The sequence below is a fragment of the Chromobacterium violaceum ATCC 12472 genome (assembly GCF_000007705.1).
GTDB lineage: Bacteria > Pseudomonadota > Gammaproteobacteria > Burkholderiales > Chromobacteriaceae > Chromobacterium > Chromobacterium violaceum.
This window is the reverse complement of the sequence record NC_005085.1, coordinates 1,109,699-1,128,295: the sequence shown is the minus strand read 5'-3', so window position 1 is coordinate 1,128,295 and position 18,597 is coordinate 1,109,699. Positions and strand designations below refer to the sequence as shown.

Below are 18,597 nucleotides of genomic sequence, written 5' to 3'. Positions count from 1 at the left end.
AGCCGATGCTGATAAAAGCTTTATTATCCGTCATATCAGCTGGCACGCATTGTTAAAAATCACATACCATTTAAATACTTACGGCAAATTTAAATCAAACCCCGGCCAATTCTGCTTCTTCCTGCGGTTCTCGCCATGCGGCGGTCTGCCGCCGCAGCAAGGCGTCGATGAATCGCCGCAAGGGGTCGGCATCGCAACGCGGATGCCAGACATGCTCGACGGCGATCTCCAATGCCGCGTCGGAAACCGGCCGCAGCGTCAGGCCGCCCGCCTCCGCGCGCAGCACCCGCCCGATCAGCGCCGGCAGCACCGCCACCGCCGGCAGGCGCTCCAGCAGCAGCGGTATCGCCAGCAAGCTGGCGGTGGAGGCGATCACTCGCCGCCGCTGGCCATGCGCGGCCAGATAATCGTCGATCAGGCTGGCGCTGTTGCCGATATAGGAGGTGTACAGATGCGGCGGTCCGGCCAGCGCCGCCGCGTCCAGCGCCGCCGGCAGCGCCAGCCGGCCGGCGTGATGCAGGCAGACGAAGCCGCTGCGGAACAGCTCGCGCCGCGACAACCGCGCGGAACGCGCCGGGAAATGGCCGACGGCGCCGTCTATCCGCCGCGCCTCCAGCGCCGCCTCGGCCTCGTCCGCCGCCATCGCCGCCACTTCCAGCCGCAGGCCCGGCGCCTGCTGCTGCAAGGCCGCGATCAATTCCGGCAGCAGCGCCGCCTCCAGCAAGTCGGGCATCGCCAGCCGGTAAACGCCGTCCAGCGCGGCCGGATCGAAAGCCGGCGGCGCCAGCAAGCGCTGCGCCTCTCCCAGCCACGCCTCCAGCGCCGGCAGCAGCGCCTCGGCGTACGGCGTGGTCGTCAAGCCGCGCCCGTCGCGGCACAGCAGCGGGTCGCCGCACTGTTCGCGCAGCTTCTTCAGGATGTGGCTGACCGCCGGCTGGCCCAGGCACAGCAAGTCGGCGCTGCGGCTGACGCTGCGGGTGCTGAGCAGCGCGTGCAGGGCCACCAGGCTGTTCAGATCCAGCCGCCGCAGTTTCAGCGCGTCAATATCATTCACAGTAATATATCCAATGAAAAACATCGATTTTATTAAATCATAAGCGCTTTCTACACTGGCGGCATCCCCACCCTCGGATGCCGCGCATGCATGCTTTTTCTCCTCAGCCCCATTGGAGCCGGCTGGCCGCGATCGCGCTGATCGCCTGGCTGGAATTCCTGCAGAACGGCCTGCTCAATTTCGCGTCCTCGCAGGTGATGGGCGGGGTCGGCGCCGGACCGGAGGAGTTCAGCCAGGCGGCGATGGCTTACGCGCTGTGCGCGGTGCTGGCGCTGTTCAATCATCAATGGTGCGTCGAGCGCTTCGGCTCGCGCCGCCATCTGCAGGGTTCCATCCTGCTGTTCGCGCTGGGCGCGCTGATCGCCGGCGCCGCCGCATCTCCGGCAGCCTTCATCGCCGGCCGCGCGGTGCAGGGCCTGGGCGGCGCCGCCTTCTTCACCGCCGCCCGTCTCGAAGTCGCGCAGCTGCCGCCCGCCAAGCGCGGGCCGGGCCTGGTCGCCTTCGGCCAGGCGCTGCTGCTGGGCAGCGCGCTGGGGCCGCTGCTCGGCGGCGTCCTGCTGCAGGCCTACGGTTGGCGCGCGCTGTGCTGGGGCATCCTTCCGCTGCTGCTGCCCGCCTGGTGGGCGGCTGGCCGCCTGCCGCTGCGGCCGCCGGCGCATCGTCCCGCGCATTATCCGACCTGGACTTTCCTGCTGCTGCTGACCGCCGTCTTCCTGCTGCAATGGCTGATCCAGCAAACGCCTTACCGGCTGTTCGCCCATCCGCAATGGCTGGCCGGCCTGGCGGCGGCGGCCGTCGCCGCCTGGATGCTGTTCCGCGCCGCCCACCGCGGCCGGGCGTCCGACCGCCGCCGCTGGCGTCTGCTGCGCCGCCCAAGCTATCGGCTGGGACTCGTCGGCTACAGCTGCTGCTACCTGCTGGTATCGGCCAACAGCTACATCCTGCCGATGCTGTCGGTGCAGGCGCTGGGTTTCGACCTGCCCACCAGCGGCATGCTGCTGTCGGTCAGCTACCTGGCCGGCATCGCCTTCGCGCTGCTGTACGCCAAGCTGCTGCTGAAAGGCAAGGCGCCCGGACTGAGAGAAACCATGGCCGGCGGCTGCCTGCTGCTGGCCGGCTACGGCTGGCTGATGAGCGGCCTGAACGGCGAGGCGACGCTGGCCCGCGTCGCGGCCATCCTGCTGCTCAACGGCGGCTTCATGTCGCTGTTCATCATGGCGGTGGCGCAGAGCGCCTTCCGCGGCATCGCCCCGGTAGCCTTCGGCCACGCCTACCAAACCAAGAACATCGTGCGCCAGGTGTCGGTCTCGGCCGGCGTGGCCTTGGCCAGCGTGTTCATGCAGGCGCGCAACGCGCTGCATTACAGCCGTCTGTCCGAGCATTTTTCCTGGAATTCGCCACAGTTTCTCGACTCATTGCATCAATTACGACAATTCATGCCCGATTTGAGCGATACTCAACGCTTCGGAGTGCTGGCCGGCGAACTCGCCCGGCAAGCCACGCTGGTTTCCTGCCTGGACTTCTTCCGCCTGGAAAGCTGGATAGGCCTGGCGCTGGCGGCCGGCCTGCTCGCGGCCAGAAAAAACGGCTGAGCCGGCGCTCCGCGGCATCTCAGTTTCAGCGGGAAGAATCAAACCATGCGCAAAAGCGGCCAATCGGAGACCTTCAACAAGATTGTCGAAGCGAGCCTGCAACTGTTCAATCAGGAAGGCGAGCGCGTCATCACCACCAACCACATCGCCGAGCGGATGAACATCAGCACCGGCAAGCTCTACTATCACTTCCGCAACAAGGAAGAGATCATCAACGAGCTCTACCAACGCTACGTGAAGGGCATGGCGGAGCAGCTGTCGGCCGCGCTCAGCCACAGCAACTCGATCGAGGCGATGGTGATGGCGATGGAAAAGACGCTGCGCCACATCTGGAGCTTCCGCTTCCTGCCCAAGAGCCTGCCCAGCCTGTTCTACGTCAACCCGCAGCTGGAGGAAGAGCACCAGCAGCTGTCGCGCGGCCAGCTCAACGGCAAGCTGGGCCAGTTGTTCACCCGCTTGCGCGAGCAGGGCATGATCCTGGTCGACGACCAGCAGCTCGCCCATCTGGTCCAGCACTTCCAGATGGTGCAGACCGGCTGGATCAGCACCATCAGGCAGAACGCCAGCGCGGCGGAGCTGGACAAGCTGATCCAGCACGGCTGCCGCAGCCTGATGTATCTGCTGACGCCCTACGTCAGCCCCCGCTTCCAGTCGCCGTTCGAACGCGCCTGCGCGCGCTTCGCCTGATGCGGCCGCGCGGGACCGCCGCCAATGAACCCGCGCTAGAGCGCTAGGGCATAGCCCATAAAAAAAACACCCCGCGATCGCTCGCGGGGTGTTTTCGTTCAGACCGGGAAACCGGGCTTAGATCATGCCCTTGCTCTTCAGCAGGTCGAACATGGTCTTGCCGATTTCGGCCGGGCTGCGGGTGTAGGCGATGCCGGCCTTCTCGAAGGCCTTGAACTTCTCTTCCGCCGTGCCTTTGCCGCCGGAGATGATGGCGCCGGCGTGGCCCATGCGCTTGCCCTTCGGCGCGGTGACGCCGGCGATGTAGCCGACCACCGGCTTGGTCACGTAGGCCTTGGCGAATTCGGCAGCCTCTTCCTCGGCGGTGCCGCCGATTTCGCCGATCATCACGATGGCGTCGGTGTCCGGATCGTCCTGGAACAGGCGCAGCGCGTCGATGTGGCTGGTGCCCGGGATCGGGTCGCCGCCGATGCCGATGCAGGTGGACTGGCCCAGGCCCAGCGCGGTGGTTTGCGCCACGGCTTCATAGGTCAGCGTGCCGGAACGGGACACGATGCCGATGCGGCCCGGGTTGTGGATGTGCCACGGCATGATGCCGATCTTGCACTCGCCCGGGGTGATGATGCCGGGGCAGTTCGGGCCGATCAGGCGCACGCCGGCTTCGTCGACGGCCTTCTTCACGTACAGCATGTCCAGGGTGGGCACGCCTTCGGTGATGCAGACGATCAGCTTCACGCCGCTGTCCACGGCTTCCAGGATGGAGTCCTTGGCGAAGGCCGCCGGCACGTAGATCACCGAGGCGTCGGCCTGGGTCTGACGCACGGCGTCCTTCATGGTGTTGAACACCGGCAGGCCCAGGTGCTCGGAACCGCCCTTGCCCGGGGTCACGCCGCCCACGACCTTGGTGCCCACTTTCAGCGCCTGCTCGGCGTGGAAGGTGCCGTTCTTGCCGGTGAAGCCTTGCACCAGCACTTTGGTGTCTTTGTTTACCAATACGCTCATTTTGTATTCCTCAGCTCAGTGCGGGTCTCAGGCCACGGCCTTGACGGCGGCGACGATCTTCTCGGCAGCGTCGTTCAGACCCTGGGCGGAAGTCAGTTTCAGGCCGGATTCGTCCAGGATCTTGGCGCCCAGCTCGGCGTTGTTGCCTTCCAGACGGACCACGACCGGCACGGTCACGTTCACTTCCTTCACGGCGGCGATGATGGCTTCGGCGATCATGTCGCAGCGGACGATGCCGCCGAAGATGTTGATCAGCACGCCTTGCACCGAGGTGTCGGCCAGGATCAGCTTGAACGCTTCGATCACGCGCTCTTTGGTCGCGCCGCCGCCCACGTCCAGGAAGTTGGCCGGCTGGCCGCCCTTCAGCTTGATGATGTCCATGGTAGCCATCGCCAGGCCGGCGCCGTTCACCATGCAGCCGATATTGCCTTCCAGGGCCACGTAGTTCAGGTCGAACTCGGAAGCCTTCACTTCGCGCTCGTTCTCCTGGCTCTTGTCGCGCTGGGCCAGCAGTTCCGGGTGGCGGTACAGGGCGTTGGAGTCCAGGTTGATCTTGCCGTCCACGCAAGCCAGCTCGCCGTTTTCGCGCAGCGCCAGCGGGTTCACTTCGAACAGGGCGAAGTCGTTCTCGATGAAGGCCTGGTAGGAGCCCAGCATCAGCTTGCTGAACGCGGCGACCTGCGCGCCGGACAGGCCCAGCGCGAAAGCGGCGTCGCGCGCCTGGAACGGCTGCATGCCGACCAGCGGGTCCACTTCGATCTTGATGATCTTTTCCGGGGTCTCTTCAGCCACCTTCTCGATTTCCACGCCGCCTTCGGTGGAAACCATGAACACGACGCGCTGGCTGCCGCGGTCCACCACGGCGCCCAGGTACAGTTCGCGCTGCACCGGGTACATGTCTTCGCAAACCAGCACGCTGTTCACCGGCTGGCCGGCGGCGTCGGTCTGGTAGGTCACCAGGTTGGTGCCGATCAGGGTCTTGGCGACTTCCGCGGCTTCCTCGCGGCTCTTCACCACCTTCACGCCGCCCGCCTTGCCGCGGCCGCCGGCGTGCACCTGGGCCTTCACGACGGCGAATTTGCCGCCCAGCTTGTCGTAAGCGGCAGCCGCCTCTTCCGGCGACTTGGCCAGAATGCCTTGTTGCACCGGCAGGCCGTAACGGCTCAGCAGCTCTTTCGCTTGGTATTCATGCAGGTTCATCTATGGTTTCCTTTCGGGGAAATGATGGCGGGCATGCGCCTCTGCCTCTATTCCTTGATCGCTTGCCAAACCTTTGTTGGCGGGGCCGGGGCGCGCCCCCCGGCGCGCGTGTTCCGGCCCTGTACCGGTCGGGTCGTGCGCATTGTACACGACCCGTGTCCACTCAACCGTGCAACGCGCGCTTGTCGGCGGCGAGGGCGGCTTCGTGTATCACTTCCGACAACGACGGGTGGGCGTGGACGATGCGCGCCAGGTCTTCGCTGGCGGCCTTGAACTCCATCGACACCACGCCTTCGCTGACCAGCTCGGACACCATCGGGCCGATCATGTGCAGGCCCAGGATGCGGTCGGTCTTGGCGTCGGCCAGAATCTTCACCGTGCCCTGCGCCTGGCCCAGGCCCAGCGCGCGGCCGTTGGCGCCGAAACCGGAGGTGCCCTTCTTGTACTCGACGCCCTCGGCCTTCAGTTGCTCTTCGGTCTTGCCGACCCAGGCGATCTCCGGCGAAGTGTAGATCACCCACGGGATCACGCCGAAATCGACGTGCGGCTTCTGGCCGGCGATGCGCTCGGCCACGGCCACGCCCTCTTCCGACGCCTTGTGCGCCAGCATCGGGCCGCGCACCACGTCGCCGATCGCCCAGACATTGGGCAGATTGGTGTGGCAGTGGTCGTCGACGGCGACGAAGCCGCGCTCGTCCAGCGCCAGGCCGACGGTTTCCGCGCCCAGGCCCTGGGTGTTCGGCACGCGGCCGATGGAGACGATCAGCTTGTCGAACTCGGCCTTCACCGCCTCGCCATTCAGCTCGTAGCTGACGGAGACGCTCTTCTTGCCGGCCTTCACTTCGCCGATCTTGACGCCCAGCTTGATGTCCAGGCCGGTGTCCTTGGTCAGCGTCTTGAACGCTTCCTTGGCGATCTGCTGGTCGGCGGCGGCCAGGAAGGTCGGCGCGGCCTCCAGGATGGTCACTTCCGCGCCCAGGCGCTTCCATACCGAGCCCATTTCCAGGCCGATCACGCCGGCGCCGATCACGCCCAGGCGCTTCGGCACCGCGGTCAGCGCCAGCGCGCCCTCGTTGTCCAGCACCAGCTGGTTGTCGGTGGCCAAGCCCGGCAGCGCGCGCGGGCTGGAGCCGGTGGCGACGATCACGTGCACGGCTTCCAGGGTGTCCACCACCTTGCCGCCGTCGGTGACTTCGATCACCCACTTCTCGCCCTGGCGGCCCTTGAACGCGGCCAGGCCATGGATGTTGGCGACCTTGTTCTTCTTGAACAGGAAGCCGATGCCGGCGGCGTTCTTGTTGATGATGTCGGTCTTGCGCGACAGCATCTGGCCGACGTCCATCTTGGCGCCGGAGACGCTGATGCCGTGCTTGGCGAAGTCGTGCTGCACCGCGTGGAAGTTTTCCGACGACTGCAGCAGCGCCTTGGACGGGATGCAGCCGACGTTCAGGCAGGTGCCGCCCAGCGACGGCTTGCCTTCCGGATTTTTGAACGCGTCGACGCAGGCGGCGCTGAAGCCCAGCTGGGCCGCGCGGATGGCGGCCACATAGCCGCCGGGACCACCGCCGATCACTACAACATCAAACTGTTGGCTCATGGATTTTCCCTTGGGGTCAGGCCTTGCCCACTTTGAACAGCAAGGCCCCGAAAGCGATCATGAACAGCCCGATGACGATCTTGCCGAACAAGCTGTAGCGGTCTTCCCGTATCCCCTGCTGGCGCTTCTTCCAGGTGAGGAACAACAAGGCCGCCCCGGCCAACACCGAGGCGAACGCGTAAACCCAATCCGGCAGATTCATTCTGGCTCCGTTCATGCAGATTCAAACGGGCCGGCTTGCGCCGGCCCGGCGCTTCATCACAGGTCGAGCAGCAGACGCGCCGGATCCTCGATGGCGTCCTTGATCGCCACCAGGCTCAGCACCGCCTCGCGACCGTCGATGATGCGGTGGTCGTAGGACTGGGCAAGATACATCATCGGACGCACCACCACTTGACCGTTCTCAACCACGGCGCGCTCCTTGGTGGCGTGCATGCCCAGGATCGCGGACTGCGGCGGGTTGATGATGGGGGTGGACATCATCGAGCCGAAGGTGCCGCCGTTGGAGATGGTGTAGGTGCCGCCGGTCAGCTCTTCCACGGTCAGCTTGCCTTCCTGGGCGCGCTTGCCGAAGTCGGCGATCTGCTTCTCGATCTCGGCCAGGCTCAGCTGGTCGGCGTTGCGGATCACCGGCACCACCAGGCCGCGCGGGCTGCCCACCGCCACGCCCACGTCGAAGTAGCCGTGGTAGACGATGTCGTTGCCGTCCACGGACGCGTTGACGATCGGGTACTTCTTCAGCGCGGCGACCACGGCCTTGACGAAGAAGCCCATGAAGCCCAGCTTGATGCCGTGCTCTTTCTCGAAGCGGTCCTTGTACTTGGCGCGCAGGTCCATCACCGGCTTCATGTTCACTTCGTTGAAGGTGGTGAGGATGGCGTTGGTCTGCTGGCTCATCACCAGGCGCTCGGCCACGCGCTGGCGCAGGCGGGACATCGGCACGCGCTGCTCGGCGCGGCCGGACAGGATGCCGGCCACGTTGACGGCGGCCGGGGTGGCGGACAGCGCGGCGCCGGCGGAAGCCGGGGCCAGCACCGGGCCGGCCTGGGACGGCGCGGCCGACTTGGCGGCGGCCTGCACGTCTTCCTTCAGCACGCGGCCGTCGCGGCCGGAACCGGCCACCTTGGACAGGTCGACGCCGGTCTCGGCGGCCAGCTTGGCGGCGGACGGCATCGCGGCGGCGCCGGCGGCCGGAGCGGCCTGAACCGGAGCGGCGGCGGCGGCGGCCGGAGCGGCGTCGCCCGCCTTGGCAGCGGTGTCGATCTTGGCGATCAGCTGGCCGGAGGTCACGGTGGCGCCGTCCTGCTCGATGATTTCCACCACCACGCCGGCTTGCGGCGCCGGCAGTTCCAGCACCACCTTGTCGGTTTCCAGGTCGATCAGGTTTTCGTCGCGCTTGACGAATTCGCCGACCTTCTTGTGCCAGCTCATCAGCCTGGCTTCGGATACGGACTCGGGCAGTTGCGGGACTTTGACTTCAATCAGCATGTTCTTCTCCATGGCGGGGCGGCCGCGATGCCGCCCCTTCTTTCTCGTTGGCTCAGCGGGCGACCGACATCGCTTCTTCGACGAAGGCCTTCAGTTGGGCGACGTGCTTGCTCATATAGCCGACCGCCGGCGAAGCCGACGACGGACGGCCGGCGAACGACAGCTGCTGCTTGGCGCTCAGCAGGCCTTCCAGGCGGTGGCGGATCTGGTACCAGGCGCCCTGGTTGCGCGGCTCTTCCTGCACCCACATCACTTCCTTGGCCTGGGTGAAGCGCGCCAGCTCGGCGGCCACCTGCTCGGTCGGGAACGGGTACAGCTGCTCGATGCGGACGATGGCGATGTCGTCCTCCAGGCCGCGCTCCTTGCGGGCAGCGGCGAGATCGTAATAGACCTGGCCCGCGCACAGCAGCACGCGCTTGACCTTCTTCGGATCCTTGACCACCGCGTCGCCGATCACCGGGCGGAAGCCGCCGGAGGTCAGGTCTTCGATCGGGCTCATCGAATCCTTGAAGCGCAGCAGGCGCTTGGACAGGAAGATCACCAGCGGCTTGCGGTACGGACGCAGCACCTGGCGGCGCAGCAGGTGGAACATCTGGCCGGCCTCGGACGGCATCACGATCTGCATATTGTGCTCGGCGCACAGCTGCAGCCAGCGCTCGACGCGGGCGGAGGAGTGCTCCGGGCCCTGGCCGTCGTAGCCGTGCGGCAGGATGCTGGTCAGGCCGCACAGGCGGCCCCACTTGGTTTCGCCGGAAGAGATGAACTGGTCGATGGCCACCTGGGCGCCGTTGGCGAAGTCGCCGAACTGGGCTTCCCAGATCACCAGCTGGTCCGGAGCGGAACAGGCGTAGCCGTATTCATAGGCCAGCACCGCTTCCTCGTTCAGGATGGAGTCGATCACCAGGAAGTCGGCCTGGTTGTCGGACATATTGCGCAGCGGCACATAGGTGCCCTGGTCCCAGCGCTCGCGGTTCTGGTCGTGCAGCACGGCGTGGCGGTGGCTGAAGGTGCCGCGGCCGGAGTCTTCGCCGGAGATGCGCACGCCGAAGCCGTTGGTCACCAGGGAGGCGTAGGCCAGCGTCTCGGCCATGCCCCAGTCGACGTTCTGCTCGCCGGCGGCCATCGCCTTGCGCGCGGCCAGCACCTTTTGCACGGTCGGGTGCAGCTTGAAGCCTTCCGGCAGCGTGGTGAACTTGTCGGTCAGCCGCTGGATGTCGGCCTGCGGCAGCGAGGTGTCGGTCGGGTGCGCCCAGTGGGTGCCCAGGTACTGGCTGAAGTCCAGCGCGTGCTCGCGCTTGTAGTTGGACAGCGTGGTCTGCTCGACGTGTTCGCCCTTGTCCAGCGCGTCGCGGTAGGCCTGGATCTGCGCGTCGGCCTCTTCGGCCTTCAGCACGCCTTCCTGCACCAGGCGCTCGGCGTACATCGCGCGCACGCCCTGGTGCTTGGCGATCTTCTTGTACATCATCGGCTGGGTCAGGAACGGGTCGTCGCCCTCGTTGTGGCCCAGCTTGCGGTAGCACACCAGATCGATCACCACGTCCTTCTTGAAGGTCATGCGGTAATCCAGCGCGGCCTGCATCACGTAGCAGACGGCTTCCGGATCGTCGCCGTTCACGTGCAGGATCGGCGCCTCGATCATCTTGGCCACGTCGGTGCAATACATCGTCGAGCGGATGTCGCGAGTGTCCGAGGTGGTGAAGCCCACCTGGTTGTTGATGACGATGTGGATGGTGCCGCCGGTGCCGTAGCCGCGGGTCTGCGACAGGTTGAAGGTGCCCTGGTTGACGCCCAGGCCGCCGAAGGCGGAGTCGCCGTGGATCAGCACCGGGACGGCGGTCTTGCGCTCGGTGTCCTTGCGGCGCTCCTGGCGGGCGCGGACCGAGCCTTCCACCACCGGGTTGACGATTTCCAGGTGGGACGGGTTGAACGCCAGCGACACGTGCATCGGGCCGTTGGCGGTCGGGATGTCGGACGAGAAGCCCATGTGGTACTTCACGTCGCCGGAAGCCATCTGCTGGGCGGCCTTGCCTTCGAATTCGGCGAACAGGTCGCGCGGCAGCTTGCCCAGGGTGTTGACCAGCACGTTCAGGCGGCCGCGGTGGGCCATGCCGATGATCAGTTCCTGCACGCCCTGCTCGGTGGCGTTCTGGATCAGGTGGTCCAGCGCCGCGATCGCGGACTCGCCGCCTTCCAGCGAGAAGCGCTTCTGGCCGACGTATTTGGTGTGCAAGTAGCGTTCCAGCGTCTCGGCCGCGGTGATCTGCTTCAGGATGCGCTTTTTCTTGTCGGCGTCGTAGCGCGGGGTGGACAGGTCGCCCTCGAAGCGCTTTTGCACCCAGTGCTTTTCGTCGGACTGGGTGATGTGCATGTATTCGACGCCGATGTTGCCGCAGTAGGTCTGCTTCAGGCGCGACAGGATGTCGGACAGCGGCAGCTTCTGCGGGCCGGCCAGCGAACCCACGTTGAACTGCACCGCCATGTCGGCGTCGGTCAGACCGTGGGTAGCCGGGTCCAGTTCGCGCACGATGGCCTGGTCCATGCGCTTCAGCGGGTCCAGGTTGGCCTGGCGCGCGCCCAGCACGCGGTAGGCGGAGATCAGCTTCAGCACGCCCACCTGCTTCCGCATGGCTTCCCAGTCGGTGGCGGCGGCGCTGCGCTGGCCGATCACCGGCTTCTTGGCCAGCTGGATGAAGGACTCCTGGATAGGCAGGTGCGGCACGTCGCGCTCGGCGGCGCCCGGCGCCTGGGCCAGCTTGTCGAAGTAGTCGCGCCATTCCTGCGGAACGGAGTTGGCGTCAACGAGGTACTGTTCGTACAGCTCCTCGATGAACGGGGCATTCCCACCGAACAGATAGGAATGGCTGTACATGGATTGCATCATGGTCTGGCTACCCTTTGGTCTTGGATGTTGCAGCATTCACTCAAAGCGCTTGGGCAAGGCGGCCTTGCCCCAGCGCTCTGAAAAAAGGGCTGGTCGAAGCCCCCGCTTCAACCAACCCCGATTCAGTCAAATCAGCGCTTGGCGACTTCCACGAAGTCGCGGCGCGCGGCGCCGGTGTACAGCTGGCGCGGACGGCCGATCTTCATGCCCGGATCGCCGATCATCTCGTTCCAGTGCGCGATCCAGCCCACGGTGCGGGCCAGCGCGAAGATCGGGGTGAACATGGAAACCGGGATGCCGATCGCGGACAGCACGATGCCGGAGTAGAAGTCCACGTTCGGGTACAGCTTGCGCTCGATGAAGTACGGGTCGGACAGCGCGATCTTTTCCAGCTCCATGGCCAGCTTGAATTTCGGATCGTTATGCAGGCCCAGCTCGTTCAGCACTTCGTCGCAGGTCTGCTTCATGATGGCGGCGCGCGGGTCCATGTTCTTGTACACGCGGTGGCCGAAGCCCATCAGCTTGTAGCGCTTGTCCTTCACGCCCTGCATGAAGTCGGCCACATTGTCCACGGAACCGATCTCGTCCAGCATCTTCAGCACGGCCTCGTTGGCGCCGCCGTGGGACGGGCCCCACAGGCAGGCGATGCAGGCGGCGATGCACGCGAACGGGTTGGCGCCGGAGGAGCCGGCCAGACGGACGGTGGAGGTGGAGGCGTTCTGCTCGTGGTCGGCGTGCAGGGTGAAGATGCGGTCCAGCGCGCGCGCCAGCACCGGGTTCACCTTGTACTCCTCGCACGGGGTGGAGAACATCATGTGCAGGAAGTTTTCCGCATAGGTCAGGCCGTTCTTCGGATAGGAGAACGGCAGGCCCTTGTTGTAGCGGTAAGCCTGGGCGGCGATGGTCGGCAGCTTGGCGATCAGGCGGTGGGCCGAGATGCGGCGGTGCTCCGGATTGGAGATGTCCAGCGAGTCATGGTAGAAGGCGGACAGCGCGCCCACCACGCCCACCATCACCGCCATCGGGTGCGCGTCGCGGCGGAAGCCCTTGAACAGGCTCATCAGCTGGTCGTGCAGCATGTTGTGGCGCATCACGCCGCGTTCGAATTCCTTGCGCTGCGCCGCGGTCGGCAGCTCGCCGTTCAGCAGCAGGTAGCAGACTTCCAGGTAGTCGCTCTTCTCGGCCAGCTGCTCGATCGGGTAGCCGCGGTAGTACAGATGGCCCAGGTCGCCGTCGATGAAGGTGATCTTGGACTCGCAGCTGGCGGTGGCCAGGAAGCCCGGGTCGAAGGTGAACATGCCTGTTTTGCCGAAGCCGCGGATGTCGACGACATCCGGACCCAGCGTGCCCCCCAGGACCGGCAGGTCCAGGGTTTCCTTGCCCTCGTTGTAGCTGAGCGTGACTTTGCGATTAGTTTCCACAGCAATACTCCCAGTCATTATTTCGTTGTTGTAATGGTTTGGGGCCGGCCGTCACAGCGATCGCAGGATCGCCACGATGGCCATCAATTCCGAATCGTCGAGATCGGCCTTGCCGTTGACGACATCCAGAAAATCGGTGTCCGGCAGGTCCAGCAGCCGCCGGTACGCGTCGATCTGGGCGGGCGCCAGCTGGTCGAAGGGGCCGGCGAAAAACTTCTCCAGCACCAGGTCCAGCTCCAGCAGGCCCCGCCGCGACCGCCAGCGGATCCGTTTCAGTTCGATCGGATCGTAAGCCGTCATACCGCACGCTTGACCATCAGGTCCTTGATCTTGCCGATGGCCTTGGTCGGGTTCAGACCCTTCGGGCACACGTCGACGCAGTTCATGATGGTGTGGCAGCGGAACAGCCGGTACGGGTCTTCCAGGTTGTCCAGACGCTCGTTGGTCGCCTCGTCGCGGGTGTCCGCGATGAAACGGTAGGCGGCCAGCAGGCCGGCCGGGCCGACGAACTTGTCCGGGTTCCACCAGAACGACGGGCAGGACGTCGAGCAGCACGCGCACAGGATGCACTCGTACAGGCCGTCCAGCTCCTTGCGGTCTTCCGGCGACTGGCGGCGCTCGCGTTCCGGCGGCGGCGTGTCGTTGATCACGTACGGCTTGATCGAGTGGTACTGCTTGAAGAACTGCGCCATGTCCACGATCAGGTCGCGCACCACCGGCAGGCCCGGCAGCGGACGCAGCTCGATCGGCTGTTTCAGCGTGCGGAAGTCGGTCAGGCAGGCCAGGCCGTTCTTGCCGTTGATGTTCATCGCGTCGGAGCCGCAGACGCCTTCGCGACAGGAGCGGCGGAAGGACAGCGTGTCGTCCTTGGTCTTCAGCTTGACCAGCGCGTCCAGCAGCTTGTGCTCGGTGGCGTCCATGTCGACGCTGATGTCCTGCATGTACGGCTTGGCATCCTTGTCCGGGTCGTAGCGGTAGATGCGGAATTTGACGTTTTCGGTAGTCATCTCTGGTTCAACCCTTAGTAGGAGCGGGCCTTCAACTTGATCGTGTCAACGGTCAGCGGCTTCATGTTCACCGGCTTGTACTCCAGACGGTTGCCGTCGCGGAACCACAGCGTGTGCTTCAGCCAGTTCGCGTCGTCGCGGCCGTTCGGGGTGTCCGGGGTGTCCGGCGCGTCGTCGCGCACGTGGGCGCCGCGGCTCTCGGTGCGGGCATTGGCCGAAACCATGGTGGCCTTGGCCACTTCGATCAGGTTCTCCAGCTCCAGCGCCTCGATGCGCGCGGTGTTGAACACCTTGGACTTGTCGCCGATCTCGGTCTTGGCGACCATGTCCGCCACTTCCAGGATCTTCTCCACGCCCTCGGCCAGCATGTCCTTGAAGCGGAACACGCCGCAGTGGGTCTGCATCACGCGCTGCATCTCGGCGCGGGCGTCGTGCACCTGCACGCCATTGGTCTGATTGTCCAGACGCGCGACGCGGGCGACCGAACGCTCTACGTCGGCCATCGCCAGCGGCGGCAGGTCTTCCGGCTGCTGCTTGATGAACTCGATCATCGAGTTGGCCGAGCTCTTGCCGAAGACCAGCAGGTCCAGCAGCGAGTTGGTGCCCAGGCGGTTGGCGCCGTGCACCGACGCGCAGGCCACTTCGCCGGCGGCGTAGAAGCCGTGCACCGGCGCCCCGTGCACCACCACTTCACCGTGGTAGTTGGTGGGGATGCCGCCCATCTGGTAGTGGCAGGTCGGCACCACCGGGATCGGAGCCTTGATCGGGTCCACGCCGGCGAACTTGATCGAGATCTCGCGGATGCCCGGCAGCTTGGACATGATCACCTCGGGGTCGAGGTGGGTGATGTCCAGCAGCACGTGGTCCTTGTTCGGGCCGCAGCCGCGGCCTTCGTTGATCTCGGACACCATCGCGCGCGATACCACGTCGCGGGAGGCCAGGTCCTTGGCGTTCGGCGCGTAGCGCTCCATGAAGCGCTCGCCGGAGCTGTTGCGCAGAATGCCGCCTTCGCCGCGCACGCCTTCGGTGATCAGCACGCCCGCGCCGGCCACGCCGGTCGGGTGGAACTGCCAGAACTCCATGTCTTCCAGCGGGATGCCGGCGCGGGCGGCCATGCCCAGGCCGTCGCCGGTATTGATGAAGGCATTGGTGGACGAGGCGAAGATGCGGCCGGCGCCGCCGGTGGCGAACAGGGTGGCCTTGGCCTGGAACACGACGATTTCCGAGGTTTCCATTTCCATCGCCACCACGCCCTGCACGCGGCCTTCGGCGTCGCGGATCAGGTCCAGCGCCATCCACTCCACGAAGAAGTGGGTGTTGGCGCGCACATTGCGCTGGTACAGCGCGTGCAGCATCGCGTGGCCGGTGCGGTCGGCGGCGGCGCAGGCGCGGCGGACCGGCTTGCCTTCGCCGAATTCGGACATGTGGCCGCCGAACGGACGCTGGTAGATGGTGCCGTCCGGGTTGCGGTCGAACGGCATGCCGAAATGCTCAAGCTCCACCACCACCTTCGGCGCCTCGCGGCACATGAATTCGATGGCGTCCTGGTCGCCCAGCCAGTCCGACCCCTTGACGGTGTCGTACATGTGCCAGTGCCAGTTGTCCGGCTCGGAGTTGCCGAGCGAGGCGGACACGCCGCCCTGGGCGGCCACGGTGTGGGAACGGGTCGGGAACACCTTGGACAGCACGGCGGTCTTCAGACCAGCTTCCGACAGTTGCAGCGCGGCGCGCATGCCGGCACCGCCGGCGCCCACGACTACCGCATCAAAATGACGAACAGCTACGCCCATTACAGCCCCCAGACCACTTTAACGGAATAGATGAAACAGGAAACCAGCCAGACGATGGTGAACACGTGCAGGGCCAGGCGGATGCCCACCGGCTTCACGTAGTCCATCCAGACGTCGCGGATGCCCACCCATACGTGCAGGAACAGCGCCAGCAAGGTCACCTGGGTGAACAGCTGGACCCAGGTATGGCTGAACAGAGACTTCCAGCCTTCGTAGCCGGCCGGCAGCGCCAGCAGGAACAGCGCCAGGGCCACGGTGTAGAGCACCATCACCACGGCGGTGACGCGCTGCATGATCCAATCGCGCAGGCCGTAGCCGGCGCCGACGACATGACGGTTTACCATAGAGCGATACCTCCCAGAACCGCGGTCAGCACCAGGCTGACGACCAGCACGGTCTTGGCGGTGCCGCGGGCGGTCTCGAGTTCGAGACCCTTGTGAATGTCGAGAAACAGGAAGCGGATGCCGGCGCAGAAGTGATGCAGATAGGCCCAGATCAGGCCCAGCAATGCCAGCTTCATCAGCGGGTGGGACACGACCGCCTTGTAGGTGTCGAACGATTCGGCGGAGCTGAGCGAACCGTGCAGCAGATAGATCAACAGCGGGAGGGAAAAGAACAACGCCACACCACTGACCCGGTGCAGGATGGAGACGAAACCCGGAACGGGCAGTCTGATCCTGGCCAAGTCCAGATGCTTCGGTCTTTGCTTCTGCATAAGGCTTTCCTTGGATGTTTTGTGACCAAGTGGTTTTACATGACGCCCGCCCACCGCGGGCGAAGCGCCTGGCGAACCCGTCCTTTTTCCTGGGAGCGGTATCCGCCTTTACCTGGCATATTGCGAAATTCGTCTGCAATATGCGCCGGGGATTCTAACAAATGTTGGTCTATCCCGCTGGCCGCGCGCCGTTTAATCTGCGTCAAGGACAGCGGCGCTCAGCCGTGTTTCACTGTATAGGCCAGCTGGTGCGTCAGGCAGTAGCGCTGCCGCCACTCCAGCGGGCGGCCATCCATGTCCGCCGACAGCCGCAGCAGGCAAAGCGCCGGCACATCGGCCACCATGCCGGTCACGCCCAGCAGCGCCGCCTCCTCGCGCGGCAGCATCTCGGCGCGGAACTGCTCGCACACCACCTTCACCCGCACGCCGAAGCGTTGCTGCAGCGTCGCGTACACGCCGGCGGAGTTGCGCAGCCAGCGCGCGTCCATGCCGTCGAACGCCTCCGCGGGCAGCAGCGCGTCGTCCAGCGCCACCGGGGCGCCGTGCCAACGCCACAGCTGGCGAATTCTCAATAAAGGCGCAAGGCGCCGCAATTGCAAAGCCTCGGCGATGTCCTCGCTGGCGTTCAGCCGGGACATGCCGAGAAACTCCCTGACCAATTCGTCCGGCCGCTCGAAAAACAGGCCCGGCGTCAGCAGCGCGGCCTCGCCCCAGTCGCCCGGCACCGGCGCCACGTAAGTGCCCCTGCCCTGCTGGCGGTACAACAGCCCCGCATCCACCAGTTCCGACAACGCCTTTCTCACCGTGCCCTGGCTCGCGCCCAGCTCGTCGGCCAGCTCCCATTCACTGGGCAGCGCGTCGTGCGCCTCCCATTCGCCGGCGCCCATCCGCTGCAGCAGCAGCTGTTTGACCTGGGCATAAAGCGGCTGTCTTCTCAGCGTATTGGCTGTCATGGTCTGTGTTTTAACACCAAACAAATCAAGCGTAAAGATAAGTCTTATATAAGACATAAGACTCAAACGTCTGTTTGGTCGGATATTCCATCGTCCCAATCCAAATTCACGGGCAACCGTGTTACACTCGCAACACACCTATACTGCAGAGCAACATCTGCAGCTCATTATCGGATACATCAAAGGAGAGTCCGCCAATGAAAGCCCCCGTTCGCGTTGCCGTTACCGGCGCTGCCGGCCAGATCGGCTACAGCCTGCTGTTCCGCATTGCCAGTGGTGAAATGCTGGGCAAAGATCAACCCGTCATTCTTCATCTGCTGGACCTGCCGCAGGCTCAAACCGCGCTGAAGGGCGTGATGATGGAGCTGGAAGACTGTGCCTTCCCGCTGCTGGCCGGCATGGTCGCCACCGACGACCCGAACGTGGCATTCAAGGATGTGAAGGTCGCCCTGCTGGTCGGCGCCCGCCCGCGCAGCAAGGGCATGGAGCGCAAGGACCTGCTGGAAGCCAACGGCGCCATCTTCACCGTTCAGGGCAAGGCTCTGAACGACCACGCCGCCCGCGACGTCAAGGTGCTGGTGGTGGGCAACCCGGCCAACACCAACGCCTGGATCGCGATGAAGTCCGCTCCGGACCTGGATCCGAAAAACTTCACCGCCATGTTGCGTCTTGACCACAACCGCGCGCTGTCGCAAATCGCCGCCAAGACCGGCAAGCCGGTGGCCTCCATCGAGAAGCTGGCCGTGTGGGGCAACCACTCGCCGACCATGTACGCCGACTACCGCTTCGCCACCATCGACGGCCAGTCGGTGAAGGCCATGATCAACGACGACGTGTGGAACCGCGACGTGTTCCTGCCCACCGTGGGCAAGCGCGGCGCCGCCATCATCGAAGCGCGCGGCCTGTCCTCCGCCGCCTCCGCCGCCAACGCCGCCATCGACCACATCCGCGACTGGGTGCTGGGCACCAATGGCAAGTGGGTGACCATGGGCGTGCCCTCCGACGGTTCCTACGGCATCCCGGAAGGCGTGATGTACGGCGTACCGGTTGTATGCGAAAATGGCGAATACAAACGTGTAGAAGGCCTGGAGATCGACGCGTTCAGCCGCGAGCGGATGGACCTGACCCTGGCCGAGCTGGAAGAAGAGCGCGCAGCCATCGCCCACCTGTTTGGCTGATTGCCGGCCTGACCGAAGAGAAGCGCACCAAA

At 65.2% G+C, this 18,597-nt stretch carries 17 protein-coding genes; 3 read left to right on the top strand and 14 right to left on the bottom strand.

The features are described from left to right. Positions 1-94: 94 nt before the first annotated feature. The gene (locus CV_RS05285) at positions 95-1,054 is read right to left on the bottom strand and encodes a LysR family transcriptional regulator (RefSeq protein ID WP_052278766.1); all 960 of its coding nucleotides are present in this window, start codon (positions 1,052-1,054) and stop codon (positions 95-97) included. A gap of 86 nt (positions 1,055-1,140) precedes the next feature. Between CV_RS05285 and CV_RS05280 the strand changes: the two genes are divergently transcribed. Together CV_RS05280 and CV_RS05275 are read left to right on the top strand one after the other, a co-directional pair. Further along, positions 1,141-2,646: an MFS transporter gene (locus CV_RS05280; protein ID WP_158303300.1), complete on the top strand. Its 1,506-nt coding sequence runs from the start codon at positions 1,141-1,143 to the stop codon at positions 2,644-2,646. A 45-nt stretch (positions 2,647-2,691) separates the two neighbouring features. Then, complete coding sequence (locus CV_RS05275; RefSeq protein ID WP_011134632.1) at positions 2,692-3,333, top strand: TetR/AcrR family transcriptional regulator; 642 nt, start codon at positions 2,692-2,694, stop codon at positions 3,331-3,333. Positions 3,334-3,450: 117 nt separating this feature from the next. Here CV_RS05275 and sucD read toward each other — a convergent pair whose 3' ends face one another. From sucD to CV_RS05210, 13 genes are all read right to left on the bottom strand, one after another. Further along, positions 3,451-4,335, bottom strand: a complete 885-nt coding sequence (gene sucD, locus CV_RS05270) for a succinate--CoA ligase subunit alpha (protein ID WP_011134631.1) — start codon at positions 4,333-4,335, stop codon at positions 3,451-3,453. 27 nt (positions 4,336-4,362) lie between these two features. Beyond that, positions 4,363-5,535, bottom strand: coding sequence for an ADP-forming succinate--CoA ligase subunit beta (gene sucC, locus CV_RS05265; RefSeq protein WP_011134630.1), 1,173 nt, complete (start codon positions 5,533-5,535; stop codon positions 4,363-4,365). A 163-nt stretch (positions 5,536-5,698) separates the two neighbouring features. Then, positions 5,699-7,132, bottom strand: a complete 1,434-nt coding sequence (gene lpdA / locus CV_RS05260) for a dihydrolipoyl dehydrogenase (protein WP_011134629.1) — start codon at positions 7,130-7,132, stop codon at positions 5,699-5,701. A 16-nt stretch (positions 7,133-7,148) separates the two neighbouring features. After that, positions 7,149-7,334, bottom strand: a complete 186-nt coding sequence (locus tag CV_RS05255) for a hypothetical protein (RefSeq protein WP_011134628.1) — start codon at positions 7,332-7,334, stop codon at positions 7,149-7,151. Positions 7,335-7,390: 56 nt separating this feature from the next. After that, positions 7,391-8,620, bottom strand: coding sequence for a 2-oxoglutarate dehydrogenase complex dihydrolipoyllysine-residue succinyltransferase (odhB, locus tag CV_RS05250; protein ID WP_011134627.1), 1,230 nt, complete (start codon positions 8,618-8,620; stop codon positions 7,391-7,393). Positions 8,621-8,672: 52 nt separating this feature from the next. Then, a complete protein-coding gene (locus tag CV_RS05245; RefSeq protein WP_011134626.1) occupies positions 8,673-11,501 on the bottom strand; it encodes a 2-oxoglutarate dehydrogenase E1 component in 2,829 nt (942 codons plus the stop codon). Positions 11,502-11,632: 131 nt separating this feature from the next. Further along, on the bottom strand, positions 11,633-12,940 hold the full coding sequence (gltA, locus tag CV_RS05240) for a citrate synthase (protein WP_011134625.1): 1,308 nt from the start codon (positions 12,938-12,940) through the stop codon (positions 11,633-11,635). A 33-nt stretch (positions 12,941-12,973) separates the two neighbouring features. Next, entirely contained in the window at positions 12,974-13,222 is a 249-nt protein-coding gene (locus CV_RS05235) for a succinate dehydrogenase assembly factor 2 (protein WP_011134624.1), read from the bottom strand. Continuing rightward, positions 13,219-13,929: a succinate dehydrogenase iron-sulfur subunit gene (locus CV_RS05230; RefSeq protein ID WP_011134623.1), complete on the bottom strand. Its 711-nt coding sequence runs from the start codon at positions 13,927-13,929 to the stop codon at positions 13,219-13,221. The genes CV_RS05235 and CV_RS05230 overlap by 4 nt, the downstream gene beginning before the upstream one ends. A gap of 14 nt (positions 13,930-13,943) precedes the next feature. Beyond that, on the bottom strand, positions 13,944-15,719 hold the full coding sequence (sdhA, locus tag CV_RS05225) for a succinate dehydrogenase flavoprotein subunit (RefSeq protein ID WP_011134622.1): 1,776 nt from the start codon (positions 15,717-15,719) through the stop codon (positions 13,944-13,946). Beyond that, positions 15,719-16,063 (bottom strand): succinate dehydrogenase, hydrophobic membrane anchor protein, encoded by a 345-nt coding sequence (sdhD, locus tag CV_RS05220; protein ID WP_011134621.1) that lies wholly within the window; start codon positions 16,061-16,063, stop codon positions 15,719-15,721. Before sdhD ends, sdhA begins: the two co-directional genes overlap by 1 nt. Then, entirely contained in the window at positions 16,057-16,434 is a 378-nt protein-coding gene (gene sdhC / locus CV_RS05215; RefSeq protein ID WP_011134620.1) for a succinate dehydrogenase, cytochrome b556 subunit, read from the bottom strand. Before sdhC ends, sdhD begins: the two co-directional genes overlap by 7 nt. A 218-nt stretch (positions 16,435-16,652) precedes the next feature. After that, the gene (locus CV_RS05210; RefSeq protein WP_043595557.1) at positions 16,653-17,387 is read right to left on the bottom strand and encodes a GntR family transcriptional regulator; all 735 of its coding nucleotides are present in this window, start codon (positions 17,385-17,387) and stop codon (positions 16,653-16,655) included. 197 nt (positions 17,388-17,584) lie between these two features. Here CV_RS05210 and CV_RS05205 point away from each other — a divergent pair, with 197 nt between their 5' ends. Further along, complete coding sequence (locus CV_RS05205) at positions 17,585-18,565, top strand: malate dehydrogenase (RefSeq protein ID WP_011134617.1); 981 nt, start codon at positions 17,585-17,587, stop codon at positions 18,563-18,565. The last annotated feature ends 32 nt before the right edge of the window (positions 18,566-18,597 follow it).

Coding starts and splice junctions, on each gene's coding strand:
- CV_RS05280 (WP_158303300.1), top strand. CDS start 1,141: ATGCATGCTTTTTCTCCTCAGCCCCATTGGAGCCGGCTGGCCGCGATC.
- CV_RS05275 (WP_011134632.1), top strand. CDS start 2,692: ATGCGCAAAAGCGGCCAATCGGAGACCTTCAACAAGATTGTCGAAGCG.
- sucD (WP_011134631.1), bottom strand. CDS start 4,335: ATGAGCGTATTGGTAAACAAAGACACCAAAGTGCTGGTGCAAGGCTTC.
- sucC (WP_011134630.1), bottom strand. CDS start 5,535: ATGAACCTGCATGAATACCAAGCGAAAGAGCTGCTGAGCCGTTACGGC.
- lpdA (WP_011134629.1), bottom strand. CDS start 7,132: ATGAGCCAACAGTTTGATGTTGTAGTGATCGGCGGTGGTCCCGGCGGC.
- CV_RS05255 (WP_011134628.1), bottom strand. CDS start 7,334: ATGAATCTGCCGGATTGGGTTTACGCGTTCGCCTCGGTGTTGGCCGGG.
- odhB (WP_011134627.1), bottom strand. CDS start 8,620: ATGCTGATTGAAGTCAAAGTCCCGCAACTGCCCGAGTCCGTATCCGAA.
- CV_RS05245 (WP_011134626.1), bottom strand. CDS start 11,501: ATGATGCAATCCATGTACAGCCATTCCTATCTGTTCGGTGGGAATGCC.
- gltA (WP_011134625.1), bottom strand. CDS start 12,940: ATGACTGGGAGTATTGCTGTGGAAACTAATCGCAAAGTCACGCTCAGC.
- CV_RS05235 (WP_011134624.1), bottom strand. CDS start 13,222: ATGACGGCTTACGATCCGATCGAACTGAAACGGATCCGCTGGCGGTCG.
- CV_RS05230 (WP_011134623.1), bottom strand. CDS start 13,929: ATGACTACCGAAAACGTCAAATTCCGCATCTACCGCTACGACCCGGAC.
- sdhA (WP_011134622.1), bottom strand. CDS start 15,719: ATGGGCGTAGCTGTTCGTCATTTTGATGCGGTAGTCGTGGGCGCCGGC.
- sdhD (WP_011134621.1), bottom strand. CDS start 16,063: ATGGTAAACCGTCATGTCGTCGGCGCCGGCTACGGCCTGCGCGATTGG.
- sdhC (WP_011134620.1), bottom strand. CDS start 16,434: ATGCAGAAGCAAAGACCGAAGCATCTGGACTTGGCCAGGATCAGACTG.
- CV_RS05210 (WP_043595557.1), bottom strand. CDS start 17,387: ATGACAGCCAATACGCTGAGAAGACAGCCGCTTTATGCCCAGGTCAAA.
- CV_RS05205 (WP_011134617.1), top strand. CDS start 17,585: ATGAAAGCCCCCGTTCGCGTTGCCGTTACCGGCGCTGCCGGCCAGATC.